The 13,467-nt window shown below is 74.5% G+C and carries 15 protein-coding genes; 10 read left to right on the top strand and 5 right to left on the bottom strand.

The genetic code is table 11. From position 1 onward, the window contains the following. Nucleotides 1–12 precede the first annotated feature (12 nt). The 3 genes from Q2K16_RS17785 to Q2K16_RS17775 all read left to right on the top strand — a co-directional run bounded on the left by Q2K16_RS17785 (nucleotide 13) and on the right by Q2K16_RS17775 (nucleotide 2,083). Nucleotides 13–525, top strand: a complete 513-nt coding sequence (locus Q2K16_RS17785; RefSeq protein ID WP_302738716.1) for a glycine cleavage system transcriptional repressor — start codon at nucleotides 13–15, stop codon at nucleotides 523–525. A gap of 114 nt (nucleotides 526–639) precedes the next feature. Then, nucleotides 640–1,203, top strand: coding sequence for a peptide deformylase (locus Q2K16_RS17780; RefSeq protein ID WP_302738715.1), 564 nt, complete (start codon nucleotides 640–642; stop codon nucleotides 1,201–1,203). A 148-nt stretch (nucleotides 1,204–1,351) separates the two neighbouring features. Beyond that, nucleotides 1,352–2,083, top strand: a complete 732-nt coding sequence (locus Q2K16_RS17775; protein WP_302738714.1) for a hypothetical protein — start codon at nucleotides 1,352–1,354, stop codon at nucleotides 2,081–2,083. Between the two features lie 9 nt (nucleotides 2,084–2,092). Here Q2K16_RS17775 and disA read toward each other — a convergent pair whose 3' ends face one another. The 4 genes from disA to Q2K16_RS17755 form a co-directional block, all read right to left on the bottom strand. After that, entirely contained in the window at nucleotides 2,093–3,274 is a 1,182-nt protein-coding gene (disA, locus tag Q2K16_RS17770; protein WP_208567771.1) for a DNA integrity scanning diadenylate cyclase DisA, read from the bottom strand. Between the two features lie 142 nt (nucleotides 3,275–3,416). Beyond that, complete coding sequence (gene radA, locus Q2K16_RS17765; RefSeq protein ID WP_302738713.1) at nucleotides 3,417–4,868, bottom strand: DNA repair protein RadA; 1,452 nt, start codon at nucleotides 4,866–4,868, stop codon at nucleotides 3,417–3,419. A 91-nt stretch (nucleotides 4,869–4,959) separates the two neighbouring features. Then, the gene (locus Q2K16_RS17760; RefSeq protein WP_302738712.1) at nucleotides 4,960–5,739 is read right to left on the bottom strand and encodes a copper chaperone PCu(A)C domain-containing protein; all 780 of its coding nucleotides are present in this window, start codon (nucleotides 5,737–5,739) and stop codon (nucleotides 4,960–4,962) included. 142 nt (nucleotides 5,740–5,881) lie between these two features. After that, a complete protein-coding gene (locus Q2K16_RS17755; protein WP_302738711.1) occupies nucleotides 5,882–6,721 on the bottom strand; it encodes a UbiA family prenyltransferase in 840 nt (279 codons plus the stop codon). 46 nt (nucleotides 6,722–6,767) lie between these two features. Between Q2K16_RS17755 and Q2K16_RS17750 the strand changes: the two genes are divergently transcribed. The 4 genes from Q2K16_RS17750 to Q2K16_RS17735 all read left to right on the top strand — a co-directional run bounded on the left by Q2K16_RS17750 (nucleotide 6,768) and on the right by Q2K16_RS17735 (nucleotide 10,656). Beyond that, complete coding sequence (locus Q2K16_RS17750) at nucleotides 6,768–7,541, top strand: class I SAM-dependent methyltransferase (RefSeq protein WP_302738710.1); 774 nt, start codon at nucleotides 6,768–6,770, stop codon at nucleotides 7,539–7,541. Between the two features lie 45 nt (nucleotides 7,542–7,586). Beyond that, the gene (locus Q2K16_RS17745) at nucleotides 7,587–8,753 is read left to right on the top strand and encodes an acyl-CoA dehydrogenase family protein (protein ID WP_302738709.1); all 1,167 of its coding nucleotides are present in this window, start codon (nucleotides 7,587–7,589) and stop codon (nucleotides 8,751–8,753) included. 57 nt (nucleotides 8,754–8,810) lie between these two features. Further along, nucleotides 8,811–9,872 (top strand): type III polyketide synthase, encoded by a 1,062-nt coding sequence (locus Q2K16_RS17740; RefSeq protein WP_302738708.1) that lies wholly within the window; start codon nucleotides 8,811–8,813, stop codon nucleotides 9,870–9,872. A 220-nt stretch (nucleotides 9,873–10,092) separates the two neighbouring features. Then, on the top strand, nucleotides 10,093–10,656 hold the full coding sequence (locus tag Q2K16_RS17735) for a hypothetical protein (RefSeq protein WP_302738707.1): 564 nt from the start codon (nucleotides 10,093–10,095) through the stop codon (nucleotides 10,654–10,656). 10 nt (nucleotides 10,657–10,666) lie between these two features. On the opposite strand, the gene Q2K16_RS17730 is transcribed toward Q2K16_RS17735, so the two are convergent. Beyond that, nucleotides 10,667–11,398, bottom strand: coding sequence for a hypothetical protein (locus Q2K16_RS17730; RefSeq protein ID WP_302738706.1), 732 nt, complete (start codon nucleotides 11,396–11,398; stop codon nucleotides 10,667–10,669). A 328-nt stretch (nucleotides 11,399–11,726) separates the two neighbouring features. Here Q2K16_RS17730 and Q2K16_RS17725 point away from each other — a divergent pair, with 328 nt between their 5' ends. From Q2K16_RS17725 to ispF, 3 genes are read left to right on the top strand one after another with little or no spacing between them, the layout of a single operon-like run. Beyond that, nucleotides 11,727–12,212 carry a CarD family transcriptional regulator gene (locus Q2K16_RS17725; protein WP_007073334.1) on the top strand — a complete coding sequence of 162 codons (486 nt, stop codon included), beginning with the start codon at nucleotides 11,727–11,729 and terminating at the stop codon, nucleotides 12,210–12,212. 54 nt (nucleotides 12,213–12,266) lie between these two features. After that, on the top strand, nucleotides 12,267–12,962 hold the full coding sequence (gene ispD / locus Q2K16_RS17720; RefSeq protein ID WP_302738705.1) for a 2-C-methyl-D-erythritol 4-phosphate cytidylyltransferase: 696 nt from the start codon (nucleotides 12,267–12,269) through the stop codon (nucleotides 12,960–12,962). Between the two features lie 16 nt (nucleotides 12,963–12,978). After that, a complete protein-coding gene (gene ispF, locus Q2K16_RS17715) occupies nucleotides 12,979–13,461 on the top strand; it encodes a 2-C-methyl-D-erythritol 2,4-cyclodiphosphate synthase (RefSeq protein ID WP_302738704.1) in 483 nt (160 codons plus the stop codon). Nucleotides 13,462–13,467: the final 6 nt, after the last annotated feature.

Genomic DNA, 13,467 nt, shown 5'->3' with positions numbered 1-13,467 from the left:
CAGAATGCCCGGATGAGCGAGCTCGCGATCACCGTCATCGGTCGGGACCGGCCCGGCATCGTGGCCGACGTCGCCGAGGTGCTCGCCGGGCTCGGCGCGAACCTCACCGACTCCACGATGACCCGGCTGCGCGGTCACTTCGCCATGACCCTGATCTGTGTCGGCCCCGCCGCCGCCGAGGTCGAGGCCGCCCTGACGCCGCTGGCCGCCGACGGTCAACTCCTGGCCACCGTACGCGCGGTCACCCCGGACGGTACGGCGACGCCGGCGGGCGAGCCGTACGTGCTGGCGGTGCACGGGGCGGACCGGATGGGCATCGTCGCCGCGATGACCCGGGTGATCGCCGAGGCGGGTGGCAACGTGACGGATCTGAGTACCCGGTTGGCCGGCACGCTCTACGTGGTGGTGGCCGAGGTGGAACTGCCCGCAGGCCGCGCCGACGAGCTGGCCGGCCGGCTCTCCCGGACGGCCGCCGACCTGGGGGTCGGGGTCTCCCTGCGCCCCGCCGACCCGGATCTCCTGTGAGCGCGAGGAGTGAGCGGGGTTTGCGAGCCCCGCAGTCGCGAACCGAGGTGGGCCTGTGAGCGCGAGGAGTGAGCGGGGTTTGCGAGCCCCGCAGTCGCGAACCGAGGTGAGCCCGTGAGCGCGGAACCGTACGTCGGGCTCGGTGGCTGGACCCCGGCGGACCTGGGCGTTCCGGGGGAGGTACGCCGGGTGGTCTGCGCTCCCGAGGCGGTGCTGAGCCGGCCGGGGCCGGAGGTGGACCCGACCGCCGAGGAGACCGTCCGCCTCGCCGCCGACCTGGTCGCCACGATGCGGGTGTCGCCCGGCTGTGTGGGGTTGGCGGCACCGCAGGTCGGGGTGGGCGCACAGGTGTTCGCGGTGGACGTGACCGGGCATCCCAAGGCGGTGACGGTGCACGGCACCTTCGTGCTCTGCAACGCCCGGGTGGTGGAGGCGAGCCGGTGGAAGCCGGGTCGGGAGGGCTGCATGTCGGTGCCCGACCTGACCGGTGACGTGAAGCGGGCCAGCCGGTTGGTGGTCGAGGGGGTGCTGCCCGGCATCGGTACGCCGGTCCGGCTGGTCACCGACGGGTTCGAGGCGCGGGCCCTGCAGCACGAGATCGACCACTGCGCCGGGCTGCTCTTCCTGGACCGGGTGGCCGGCGCGCACGCGGTCTACCAACGCAAGGTCTACCTGTGACCCGGCGGGTCGGAACGGCGGCGACGCGGGTTCCCGCCGGAGCGGGCCGGCCGACTGTCGTCAGTGGAACGTCGTTCGTCGCCCGGTGGCCGATGCCCGGCGAGTCGTGGCCGGTCCACGTGCGCCGCGCCGCTACGGTGGGGGCATCATGCGTCTGACGGTCGGTCCCCTGCCTTCCGCCGTGTACTGGCGGCGTCGTGCCGTCGTACTCGGAGCGGGGCTTCTGCTCCTGGTTGTTCTGCTCTACTCGTGTGCCCGATCGGGGGACACCGGCACCACACCTGGTGCCGGGTCCTCGTCGTCGGCCCCCGCGGCGGGTGCGTCCACACCGACGGCCGCCTCACCGCCTGCCGGGTCCGCGTCCCCGTCGGGTGGTTCCGACGCGGCGGGCCCGCCGGCCGGGCCGACCGCCGATCCGGGTACGAACAACGTTCCGGCCGCCGATCCGCCCGCCCCGCCGACCAATCAGGCCCGGGTCGACGACGGTACCTGCACCGACAGTGAGATCGTGGTGACCCCGGTGGCGCTGCCCGCCGAGGTGAGCAGCGGTGCCCCGGTCGACCTCAGTCTCAAGATCAGGAACAAGTCGCAGCGGACCTGCAACCGGGACGTCGGCGCGGACGCCCAGGAGCTGTTCATCAAGTCCGGGGCGGAGAAGATCTGGTCGTCGGACACCTGCGGCACGGGCCGGGGCGCCGACGTGCAGTCGTTCACCCCCGGCTTCGAGCGTTCCTACCAGCTCACCTGGAACGGCATGGACGCCAGCCGGTGCAAGCAGGGGGTGGCCGCAGGCCCCAACCCGCCGGCCGGCAACTACCAGGTCTTCGCCCGGGTGGGCACCAAACTGAGCGAGCCGGTCAAGCTGGTCGTCACCGGCTGACCCGCCCGGTCAGACGTAGCGTTCCAGGATGGAGGCCTCGGCCAGCCGGGACAGGCCCTCCCGGACGCCCCGGGCCCGCGCGTCGCCGACGCCCTCGACGGCCTGGAGGTCCTCCACGGTCGCCCCGAGCAGCCGCTGGAGGCTGCCGAAGTGCAGCACCAGCCGGTCGACGATGGCCACCGGCAGCCGGGGCACCTTGGCCAGCAGCCGGAACCCGCGCGGGCTGACCGCCGCGTCGAGCGCGTCGGAGGCGGCCGGATAGCCGATCGCCTTGGCGACCGCGACCAGGTCGATCAGCTCGGTCGCGCCGAGCAGGTCCAACTCGACAAGGGCCTCGTCGAGGGTGCGCGACTTGCGGCCGGTGGGCAGGTAATCCCGGATGACCAGGGTACGGTCGGCGTCGACACCGGCCATCAGCTCGTCGAGTTGCAGGGCGAGCAGGCGGCCGTCGGTGCCCAGCTCGACCACGTACCCGGCGATCTCGTCGGCGATCCGGCGGACCATCTCCAGCCGCTGCACCACGGCGACCGCGTCGCGGACGGTGACCAGATCCTCGATCTCCAGCGCGGACAGCGTGCCGGAGACCTCGTCGAGGCGGAGCTTGTACCGCTCCAGGGTGGCCAGGGCCTGGTTGGCCCGGGAGAGGATCGCCGCCGAGTCGTCGAGCACGTGCCGCTGCCCGTTGACGTAGAGGCTGATGATCCGCATCGACTGGCTGACCGAGATGACCGGGTAGCCGGTCTGCCGGGCCACCCGCTCGGCGGTGCGGTGCCGGGTGCCGGACTCCTCGGTCGGGATGGACGGGTCGGGCATCAGGTGCACCCCGGCCTGCACGATCCGGGTGCCGTCGCTGGAGAGCACCACCGCGCCGTCCATCTTGCACAGTTCCCGGACCCGGGTCGCGGAGAACTCGACGTCCATCGGGAAGCCACCGGTGCAGATCCCGTCGACGACCTTGTCGTAACCGAGGACGATCAGCGCGCCCGTACGACCGCGCAGGATGCGTTCGAGCCCGTCGCGCAACGCGGTGCCGGGTGCCATCAGGGCGAGGTTGGCCCGCAGCGGGTCACCGGCGCTGCCGGTGGCTCCGGCCACGCTCACGCTGATCGGACGGGTGGGCGAGCCCACGGCGGCGGCGCGGGTGTGGGGCGTCGCGCCGGCAGGCTTGGCGGCGTCGCGGTCGGTCGGCACGCGCACAGTCTACGGACTGCCCTGCGGTGGGTGCTCTCGTGGTTACTGTGATGTGTCACGGCGTCGGATTCTTCCCACCGGTCGGACCTGCCGGACGTCGACCGGTATGGCCCGACCGGTCCCCCGCCGTCGCCACCCTCGGTCACTCCGCGGATGCGCGGGCGACCGCCTGGAGCGCCGACCGGACGTCCGTGACCTCGGTCACCCGCATGTTCTCCGGGCCGGCGCCGGTGCTCTCGGGGCCGCAGCCGGGTGGCACCAGGGCCATCCGGAAGCCGAGCCGGGCCGCTTCGGCGAGCCGTCGGGGAACCGCGCCGACCCGGCGCACCTCCCCGGTCAGCCCGACCTCGCCGATCGCCACCAGGTGCGGCGCGATGGCCAGGTTGAGCCCGCCGGAGGCGACCGCCAGCGCGACCGCGAGATCGGCGGCCGGCTCGACCACCCGGATGCCGCCGACGGTGGCCGCGAAGACCTCCCGGTCGTGCAGGGTCAGCCGTTCGGTACGGCGTTGCAGCACCGCCAGCACCATGGCCAGCCGGGCCCCGTCGAGCCCCGAGACGGTACGCCGGGGCGAGCCTGCCACCGTCGCGCCGATCAGCGCCTGCACCTCGGTCAACAGTGCCCGCCGCCCCTCCATCGCCACGGTGACGCAGGTGCCGGGGACCGGCTCGGAGTAGCGGGTGAGGAAGAGTCCGGACGGGTCGGCCAGGCTGCTGATGCCCCCCTCGTGCATCTCGAAGCAACCGACCTCGTCGGCCGCGCCGAACCGGTTCTTGACCCCCCGGACCATCCGCAGCGAGGAGTGCTTGTCCCCCTCGAAGTGCAGCACCACGTCGACGAGGTGCTCCAGCACCCGGGGGCCGGCGACCTGACCGTCCTTGGTGACGTGACCGACCAGCACGGTGGCGATGCCGCGCTCCTTGGCGACCGCGACCAGGGCGGCGGTGACGGCCCGTACCTGGGTGACCCCGCCCTGCACCCCCTCGGCACCGGTGGTGGAGATGGTCTGCACCGAGTCGAGGACGAGCAGGCCCGGCTTGACCGCGTCGAGGTGCCCGAGCACGGCGCTCAGGTCGCTCTCGGCGGCCAGCCAGAGCTGTTCGTGCAGGGCACCCATCCGCTCGGCGCGCAACCGGACCTGGCTGACCGACTCCTCGCCGCTGACCACCAGCGACGGGCTGCCGGCGGTGGCCGCCCACTGCTGCGCCACGTCGAGCAGCAGGGTGGACTTGCCGACCCCCGGCTCGCCGGCCAGCAGGACGACCGCGCCGGGGACCAGGCCGCCGCCGAGGACCCGGTCGAGTTCGCTGACCCCGGTGGGGCGGGCGCGGGCCGGCGCGGCGCTGATCGTGGCGATCGGCCGGGCCTGCTCGGCAGGCATCCGGGAGCTGACCACCCGGCCGGAGACGACGGGCCCGGTGACGGTGGACTCGACCACCGAACCCCACTCGCCGCACTCCGGGCACCGGCCCACCCACTTGGGCGGCTGGTGGCCGCAGGCGTCGCACTCGTAGGCGGGGCGGGGCTCGCGGGCGGCCCGGCCCCGGGACGCGCCGGAGCCGCTCCGGGCGGGGGTCGATCGGGAGGTGGTCACCCCAGGACGCTAACCCCCACCGGTGACGAAAACACCGTCGGCGTGGTGGTCACCACGCCGACGGTGTCGTCGGTGTCTCGGGGCCGGCCGGTCAGCCGCCGTGGCCGGAGCTGCCCTCCTGGCCGCTCTCCTCGCCACCCTCGCGGTGCACGATCGGCGAGGGCCGGGCGGCCGGGCTCAGCGGCACGCCGACCGGGACCGGGGTGCTGACGGTACGGCCGTCGCCGAAGTCGAAGGTCAGGTTGACCTGCTGACCGGTGCGCAGCGCCTCGTTCAGCCCGACGAGCTGGAGGTGCTGGCCGTTCTGCACGTTGAGCTGTACGTAACCGAGGGCCGGGACCTCGATCCGGGCCGGCTGACCGGCCGGCGCGGACGGGCTGGCCGACGGCGAGGCACCGTCCGACGGCGAGGCGCCCCCGGACGGGGACGCCCCCTCGGAGGGGGAGGCCCCCTCGGCCGGAGAGGCGCTGCCCGACGGCGACGCGTTCTCGGACGGCGAGGCGCTCTCCGAGGGGGAGGCGGAGCCGGAAGGGCTGGCCGAGCCGGCGGCCCCGGTGAGCACGATCTGCCTGGCGCTGTCGGTGGTGACGGTGACGGTGACCGGGTCCCGGGTGTCGTTGTAGATCACCGCGTTGAGCGCGGCGTTCGCACCGGCGGTGAGACCGTCCGCACCCGGGTAGTCGACGTAGAGGCCACGCACCTTGTACGCGTTGTCCGGCGTCTGGACGTTGACCCCCTGGACCGACGGCTGCTTGTTGGCGGTCTCGGACACCTGGCCCGCCCCGCAGCCCGTCGCCAGCAGGGCGGTCGCCCCCGCCAGGCCGGACAGCAGCAGGGTGGCCCGCCGGGAACCCCTGATCGAGCGCGTCACGTCGGTCCTCCTCGTCACGATCCCCACCCGGTGCGTGCCCCGGGCGCGGGGTGGTCATACCCGCGCAGACCGCGCTCCAGGGTAGTTGGGGCTGATCGAGGGCCGCACAGGGACCCGGTGCCGCCACCCGGGCGGGTACCGGTCAGACCACCCGACCGCTCGCCACCAGCAGCAGCACATCGATCAGGGCCACCACCAGCACCGCCCGGAAGGCGGCCACCGAACGGCCGTCGCCCCGGGCGGTGACGCGACCCGCGTACCAGCCGACGGTGGGTACCACGACGGCCGCCGCGACCGCCGACCAGCCGACCCACGACGGCGGCCCGGGTGGCCCGAGGACCAGGGCGACGGTGGCGGCGAGCAGCAGCCCGGCGGCGGCCAGTCGGCTGCCCTTGGCACCGAGCCGGTGCGGCAGGCCGCGTACCCCGGTCCGGGCATCGTCGGCCAGGTCGGGCAGCACGTTGGCGAAGTGCGCCCCCGCGCCCAGGCAGGCCGCCGCGACGACCAGCCAGACCGGCGGTGCGGGCGCCCCCGGCAGGGCGAGCACCACGAAGGCGGGCAGCGAGCCGAACGAGACCGCGTACGGCAGCACCGAGACCGGGGTGGACTTCAGTGGCCAGTCGTAGAGCAGCGCCGAGACCAGGCCGACGGTGTAGCAGAGCGCGGCGACCGGGTTGGTGGTCAGCGCCAGCAGCGGGGTGGTGACCGCGGCCAGCACGGCGGCCACCACCACCGTCCGGCGGCTCACCGCCCCGGCGGCGACAGGCTTGTCGGTACGTCCCACCGTGGCGTCCCGCCCGGCGTCCACCGCGTCGTTGGTCCAGCCGACGGCGAGCTGGCTGGACAGCACGGTGAGCACCACGGCGACCGTCCCGGCCGGACGGTGGCCGACCGCGACGGCGAGCAGTCCGGCCACCGTGGTCACGGCCAGGCCCGGCTCCGGATGACTCGCCTTGACCAGCCCTAACACCGTCCGCGACATAAGAGAAGTCTGGTCGTTACCGGCCGGTCGTGCCACGCTCGATGCCATGGGTGACGGTCCGGTGTCCAACGGTGTGCGGGTGCTGCCCCCCAACGACCCCCGCCAGTACGACGACCTGGCCGACGAGTGGTGGCGGCCCGACGGCGCGTTCGCGATGCTGCACTGGCTGGCCCGGGCCCGTGCCGCCCTGGTGCCACCGGCGTCCCGGCCCGACGCGGTCCTGGTCGACCTGGGCTGCGGTGCCGGGCTGATGGCCCCCCACCTGGCCGGCAAGGGTTACCGGCACGTCGGGGTGGACCTCACCCGATCGGCGCTGGAGCAGGCGGCGGCGCACGGCGTCACCACGTTGGTCGGTGACGCCACGGCGGTGCCGCTCGCCGACGGATGCGCCGACGTGGTGGCGGCCGGCGAGGTGCTGGAGCACGTGCCCGACTGGCGGGCGGCGGTCGCCGAGGCGTGCCGGCTGCTGCGCCCCGGCGGGCTGCTCGTGCTGGACACCCTCAACGACACGGTGCTGGCCCGGCTGATCGCGGTGGAGCTGGGCGAACGGCTGCCCACCGTGCCCCGGGGCATCCACGACCCGCGGTTGTTCGTGGACGACCGGGCGCTGGTCGTCGAGTGCGCCCGGCGCGGTGTCGCCCTGCGGGTGCGGGGGGTTCGTCCGGGGTTGCGGGCGACGCTGGGCTGGCTGGTGCGGCGCTGGCTGGTGCGGCGGAACCGTGGGGGTGCCGCCGGCGAGGCGTCCCACGGCGGGCCCGCGATCCGTCCGACCTGGTCGACGGCGGTGCTCTACCAGGGCCGGGGGGTCCGGCACGGGTAGCCGCCCCGGTTCGGGGTACCAGGAAAACCCAGGAAGGGGACCGAATTGACTGTGGACGCACCGGCGGTGGCCCGTCGGTTGGCACCGAGGTTCGCCGCCCGGGCGGCCGGGCACGACCGGGACGGCACGTTCCCGGTCGACGACTTCGCCGACCTGCGGGAGTCCGGGCTCTTCGGGCTGATGGTCCCGGCCGCGCTGGGCGGCGCGGAAGCCTCCTTCGCCAGCTACGCGGCGGTCGCCACCGAACTGGCCCGGGGCAACGGCGCGACCGCGCTGGTGTTCAACATGCACGCCTCGGTCACCGGTGCGCTCGGCGCGGTCACCGAGGAGCTGGCCGAGGCGCTGGGCGTACCGGACGAGGCGCTGGCCGCCCGGGACCGGCTGCTGCGCGCGGCGGCCGAGGGCGCCTGGTACGCGGTGGCGATGAGCGAACGCGGCGCGGGGGCCCGGTTGTCCAGGCTCAGCACGGTCTACGAACCGGTCGACGGCGGCTGGCGGATCAAGGGGAGCAAGACCTTCTGCTCCGGGGCCGGGCACGCCGACGGCTACCTGGTGGCCGCCCGCAGTGCCGCCGACCCCTCGCTGGTCTCCCAGTTCCTGGTGCCCGCCGGTGCGGGGGTGACCGTGGAGCCGACCTGGGACGCCCTTGGCATGCGGGCCACCTCGTCGCACGACCTGCACCTGGATGTGACGGTGCCGGCGGACCGGCTGCTCGGTGGCGTGGAGGGGCTGGCCCTGGTGGTCGCCCAGCTGATGCCGCACTGGCTGGTGGCCAGTTACGCCGCCGTCTACGTGGGGGTCGCCCGGGCGGCGGTGGAGGCCGCCGCCGAGCACCTCACCGCGCGGGACCTCGGCGGCCTGCCGGCGGTGCGGGCCCGGCTCGGCCGGGCGGACGCGGCGGTGGCGGCGGCGGAGCTGGTGGTGGCCGAGGCGGCCCGCCGGGTCGACGACGCCCCCGGCGACGCCGAGACGAACCGATGGGTGTGGCGGGCCAAGCTGCTCGCCGGCACGACGGCGGCGGAGGTGGCGGCGTCCATGCTGGAGGCGGCCGGGACGTCGGCGACCCGCCGGGGGCATCCGCTGGAACGGCTCTACCGGGACGCCCGCTGCGGGTCGCTGCATCCGGCGACCTCCGACGTGTGCGCCGACTGGCTCGGGGTGGCGGTGCTCGGGGGTGACCCGGACCGCGACGGAACGGCCCCTCGTTGGTGAGGGTGACGGGGGTCGGGGCGACCACCGGACGAGCAGTGCGGACGAGAGGCGGGACAGATGGCCGTGCCGTTGATCGCGGGGCTGGGGGCGGCACACCCGCCCGGCGCCGCCCAGGACGAACTCTGGACGGGCTACTTCGCCCGGCACTTCTCGGGGGCCACCCGGGCGCTCGCCGAGCGGATCTTCGCCAACTCGGGGGTGTCCCACCGGCAGGCGGCGGTCAACCCGTTGCTGGAGGACGTCTCCGACTGGCCGACCGACCGACGGATGCGGCGCTACCAGGTGGAGGCGTTGCCGCTGGGCAAGGAGGCGATCGGTCGGGCGTTGACCGCCGCCGGTCTGGCCGCCGGTGACCTCGGTCTGTTCGTGGTCTGCTCCTGCACCGGGTACGCCACCCCCGGGCTGGACATCCTCCTCGCCCGCGACCTGGGCATGGCCCCGGACTGCCAGCGGATGTTCGTCGGGCACATGGGCTGTTACGCGGCCCTGCCGGGTCTGGGCGCGGCTGGTGACTTCGTGACCGCGCGGGGCCGGCCGGCGCTGCTGCTCTGCGCCGAGCTGACCAGCCTGCACATCCAGCCGTCCTCGGCCCGGATGGACACCCAGCAGATCATCTCGCACGCCCTCTTCTCCGACGCCGCGGTCGCCACCGTGCTGGTGCCGGGGACCGACACCACCGGCCGGGGGTACGCGTTGCGCGAGGTCGCCTCGGTGACCGACACCTCCACCGCCGACCACATGACCTGGGACGTCACCGACACCGGGTTCCGGATGGGCCTGTCGCCGAAGGTGCCGCAGGTGCTCTCGGCCCACGTCCGGGGGCTGGTGGACGACCTGCTGGCCCGGCACGGCACGACGGTCGCCGAGGTGGACGGCTGGGCCGTGCACCCGGGCGGCCCGCGCATCCTCAACGTGGTGGAGCGGGAACTGGCCCTGCCCGACGACGCGCTGGCGGCCTCCCGGGCGGTGCTGGACGCGCACGGCAACTGCTCGTCGCCTACCGTGCTGCTGATCCTGGAGCGGCTGCTGCGGCTGGCGGCACCGCCCCGGTGGATCGTGCTGCTCGCCTTCGGTCCGGGACTGACCCTCTACGCCGCCCTCCTCGAACGCCGCTCCTGATCCGCCCGTCGCCCACCCGCCACCGCGCCCCGGCCCGGCCGCCCCGCCAGCCTGCCCCCGAACCAGCCCGGCCCGAACCGGGTCCGGCCCGGAATCCGGCGGCCCGGATCTGCCGCCGGCCGGTCGGTAGCGCCCAAAGTGAGGCGGACGACCTGGTCAGGGCCGGTGGGGATCGGCGCTGCGCCGAGCGCCGCCGTCGGCCGCTCGTTACCCTCGCCGGGTGGGGGTCGACAGGGGCGGCGGTGATCGGCTGCGCGGTGCGGTGCTGGCCGGCGCAGCCCTGCTCGCCCTGGGCGGGGGCGGCTGGTGGTGGTCGGCCACCGCCCCGGCGGTCGACCCGGTCGGCTCGGCGGCGACGGTGTCACCGCAGCCGTCGGTCGGCGCGGAGGCGACCCGGCGGGTGGTGGTGATCGACGCCCGCACCGGGCGGGTGCTGGGCGCGACCGAACTGCCCGGGACCTCCGGTGACCCGGACGTGGGGCTGCCGACGTTCACCGACACCACGTGGCGGGAGCGGATGACCCTGGTGTCCGGGCGGGCACCGGTGCGCCGGGAATCGGCCCCGGACGGCGCTCGGCACCTGTTCCAGTACCGCTGCTCGGGCGACGGGACGCTGCTGATCTCGGTGCTGCACGACGATCCGCCGCAGCACCGGCGGACGGCCTGCGACGGCGAACTGGTCGCCTGGGAGCTGCGCGGTCCGGACGGGGGCACCCGGTTGGAGTTCTCGGTGGTCGGGCCGGGCTCGGTCGAGCTGGAGGCGCAGGTCGTCGCGGTGCCCTGAGCGGCCCGGGTCAGCCGGCGAGCCGGATCAGGTCGCTCCGGTAGTCGGCGGCGGCGCCCAGTTCGGGCAGCACCCGGACGACCGTGCCGGCCCGGTCCACCAGCAGCGCCGGGGCGGCACCGGCCTGGGCGGGCAGGTGCAACGCGGCGCGTAGCTCGCCGGCGGGGTCGGCGAGGGTGCGGACCGGTCCGCCGGCCGGTGGCGCGGGGGTTACCTCCCGTCCGGCGGCGACGCTGACCACCTGCACCCCGTCGGGGGCAGCGTTGGCGGCGGCGGTCACCTGCTCGGCGCAGGCGCAACCGTCGACCAGGATGATCATCGCGGGCAGCAGGCCGCGCAGCGGGACCGGCCGCTGGTCGACGTCGACTAGGTCCAGCGCGGGCAGCGACCGCCCGACCAGCGGCACCGGCGTGCCCGTCTGCGGCAGGACGGTGGGTCGTTCGGTGCCCCGGGACGACCGGGGCCAGGTGACGGTGACCAGCCCGACGGTGGTGGCGAGCACCGCCACCAGGAGCATCAGCAGGGGCAGCCCGAGCGGTGGCCGCCCGTCGGGGCGGGCGGTCAACCCCAGCCGGCGTCGCCACCGGCCGGACCGGGCCTGCCGGTGCAGCTCCCGGCGGAGTTGGGCGGCCTCGTCGGCGAGCGCGGACGCGTCGTCCGGCACCACCACCCGCCCCCACTCCGGTGGCAGGTCGGGCAGTCCGTCGGTCGGACCGTGTCCCTCGGCGTCGGGCATGCCCATCGGACCCCCCGGTAAGCGGTGCGGCGAGCGGTGTGTGGTACCCCTCCAGCGTCCCGCACGGACCCTCCTGCCGCTAGACATGGGCGGCCGGGACGCCGCCGGGCTACCATGGGAGAAGCGCACGGCTGGAGAAATCCGCGCTCCGATCACCCGTACCGGGTTGTCATCCGCTGCTCACGGAGCGTGTTTGAACCACTGGTTTGGCCGCCTGTCAAGCCGAAGCAACGCCTCTCACAGGGCCCCTGAGCTGCGCCAACGGTCAGGACGGCAGCGGGACATTGGTGCCTGAGCGTGTTACCCTAGACACAGCGAAAGGGGTTTCGAACCTATGGTTTTCAGCGTCGGCGAGACCGTTGTTTACCCCCACCACGGGGCCGCACTCATCGAGGCAATCGAGACTCGGGTCATCAAGGGCGAACCCAAGCAGTACCTCGTCCTGAGGGTCGCGCAGGGTGACCTGACGGTCCGGGTGCCGGCCGAGAACGCCGAGATCGTGGGTGTGCGTGAGGTGGTCGGCGAAGAGGGCCTGGGAAAGGTCTTCGACGTGCTCCGTGCACCGCACACCGAGGAGCCGACCAACTGGTCGCGGCGTTACAAGGCGAATCTGGAGAAGCTGGCCTCCGGCAACCCGCTGAAGGTCGCCGAGGTCGTCCGCGACCTGTGGCGTCGGGAGCGGGAGCGGGGCCTGTCGGCGGGTGAGAAGCGCATGCTCGCCAAGGCCCGCGACATTCTCGTCGGCGAGGTCGCGCTGGCTGAGAAGAGCACCAAGGACGAGGCGGAGACGCTGCTCGACAAGGTCCTCACCGAGGCCTGATCCCACCGCATCGTCGTACCCACCCCGCAGCGAAGAATTCCCGAGGACCGCGACGTGACCGCGCAGCTCAATCCGCGCGGTGACGTCGCGGTCCTCGTTCCTGCGGCCGGTGCCGGGGTACGGCTCGGGCCGGGCGGCCCCAAGGCGCTCCGGCTCCTCGGCGGCGAACCCCTGCTGGTGCACGTGGTGCGCCGGATCGCCGCCGCCCCGTCGGTGCACACCGTCGTCGTCGCCGCCCCGGCCGCCGAGGTCGACGCCGTCCGGCAGTTGCTGACCCCGGTCGCCCCGGTGCTGGTGGTGGCGGGCGGTGCCGAACGTCAGGCGTCGGTGGCGAACGCGCTGGCGGCGGTGCCGTCCGGCCCCGACATCGTGCTGGTGCACGACGCCGCCCGGGCGCTCACCCCGCCCGCGCTCGTCGAGGCGGTGGCGGCGGCCGTCCGGGCCGGCCACGACGCGGTGATCCCGGTGCTCCCCGTCAGCGACACGATCAAGAAGGTCGACGACGCCGACGTCGTCCTCGCCACCGTCGACCGGTCCGCCCTGCGGGCCGTGCAGACCCCGCAGGGTTTCCGCCGGGAGGTGCTCGCCGCCGCCCACGCCGCCGCCGGTGACCCGCTCACCGACGACGCCGGCCTGGTCGAGCAGCGGGGGGTGCCGGTGTTCTGCGTCCCCGGCTCGGAGTACGCGCTGAAGGTCACCCGCCCGTTCGACCTGACCCTGGCCGAGTACCTGCTGGCCGCCGGGCACTGACGCGTACCCTCGATCCATGATCGTTCCCAGGGTCGCCGTCGGCACCGACATCCACGCCTTCGCGGCCGGCCGGCCGTGTTGGCTGGCCGGCCTGCACTGGCCGGGTGAGGACGGCCTGGCCGGGCACTCCGACGCCGACGTGGTCGCCCACGCCGCCTGCAACGCGCTCCTCTCCGCCGCCGGGCTCGGTGATCTCGGGGCGAACTTCGGGGTGGACCAGCCGGAGTGGGCCGCCGCCTCGGGGGTCACGCTGCTCACCGAGTCCGCCCGTCGGGTTCGCGCGGCCGGGTACGCGATCGGCAACGTCTCGGTGCAGGTCGTCGGCAACCGGCCCCGGATCGGGCCGCGTCGCGACGAGGCACAGCAGGTGCTCTCCACGGCGGTCGGCGCACCGGTCACCGTCACCGCCGCCACCAGCGACGGCCTCGGTTTCACCGGCCGGGGTGAGGGCCTCGCCGGTATCGCGGTGGCCCTGGTCTACGACGCGTCGGCCGGGTAGGGCCGC

Source organism: Micromonospora cynarisoli, from assembly GCF_030518815.1.
In the GTDB taxonomy this organism is placed as follows: Bacteria; Actinomycetota; Actinomycetes; order Mycobacteriales; family Micromonosporaceae; genus Micromonospora; species Micromonospora wenchangensis.
Note: the sequence above shows the minus strand (reverse complement) of the source record. Positions and strands in the feature narration are given on the sequence as shown.

Bases quoted from the DNA above. Each gene is read 5' to 3' on its own strand.
- Q2K16_RS17785 (WP_302738716.1), top strand. From the start codon at position 13: ATGAGCGAGCTCGCGATCACCGTCATCGGTCGGGACCGGCCCGGCATC.
- Q2K16_RS17775 (WP_302738714.1), top strand. From the start codon at position 1,352: ATGCGTCTGACGGTCGGTCCCCTGCCTTCCGCCGTGTACTGGCGGCGT.
- Q2K16_RS17755 (WP_302738711.1), bottom strand. From the start codon at position 6,721: ATGTCGCGGACGGTGTTAGGGCTGGTCAAGGCGAGTCATCCGGAGCCG.
- Q2K16_RS17750 (WP_302738710.1), top strand. From the start codon at position 6,768: ATGGGTGACGGTCCGGTGTCCAACGGTGTGCGGGTGCTGCCCCCCAAC.
- Q2K16_RS17740 (WP_302738708.1), top strand. From the start codon at position 8,811: ATGGCCGTGCCGTTGATCGCGGGGCTGGGGGCGGCACACCCGCCCGGC.
- Q2K16_RS17730 (WP_302738706.1), bottom strand. From the start codon at position 11,398: ATGGGCATGCCCGACGCCGAGGGACACGGTCCGACCGACGGACTGCCC.
- Q2K16_RS17725 (WP_007073334.1), top strand. From the start codon at position 11,727: ATGGTTTTCAGCGTCGGCGAGACCGTTGTTTACCCCCACCACGGGGCC.
- ispF (WP_302738704.1), top strand. From the start codon at position 12,979: ATGATCGTTCCCAGGGTCGCCGTCGGCACCGACATCCACGCCTTCGCG.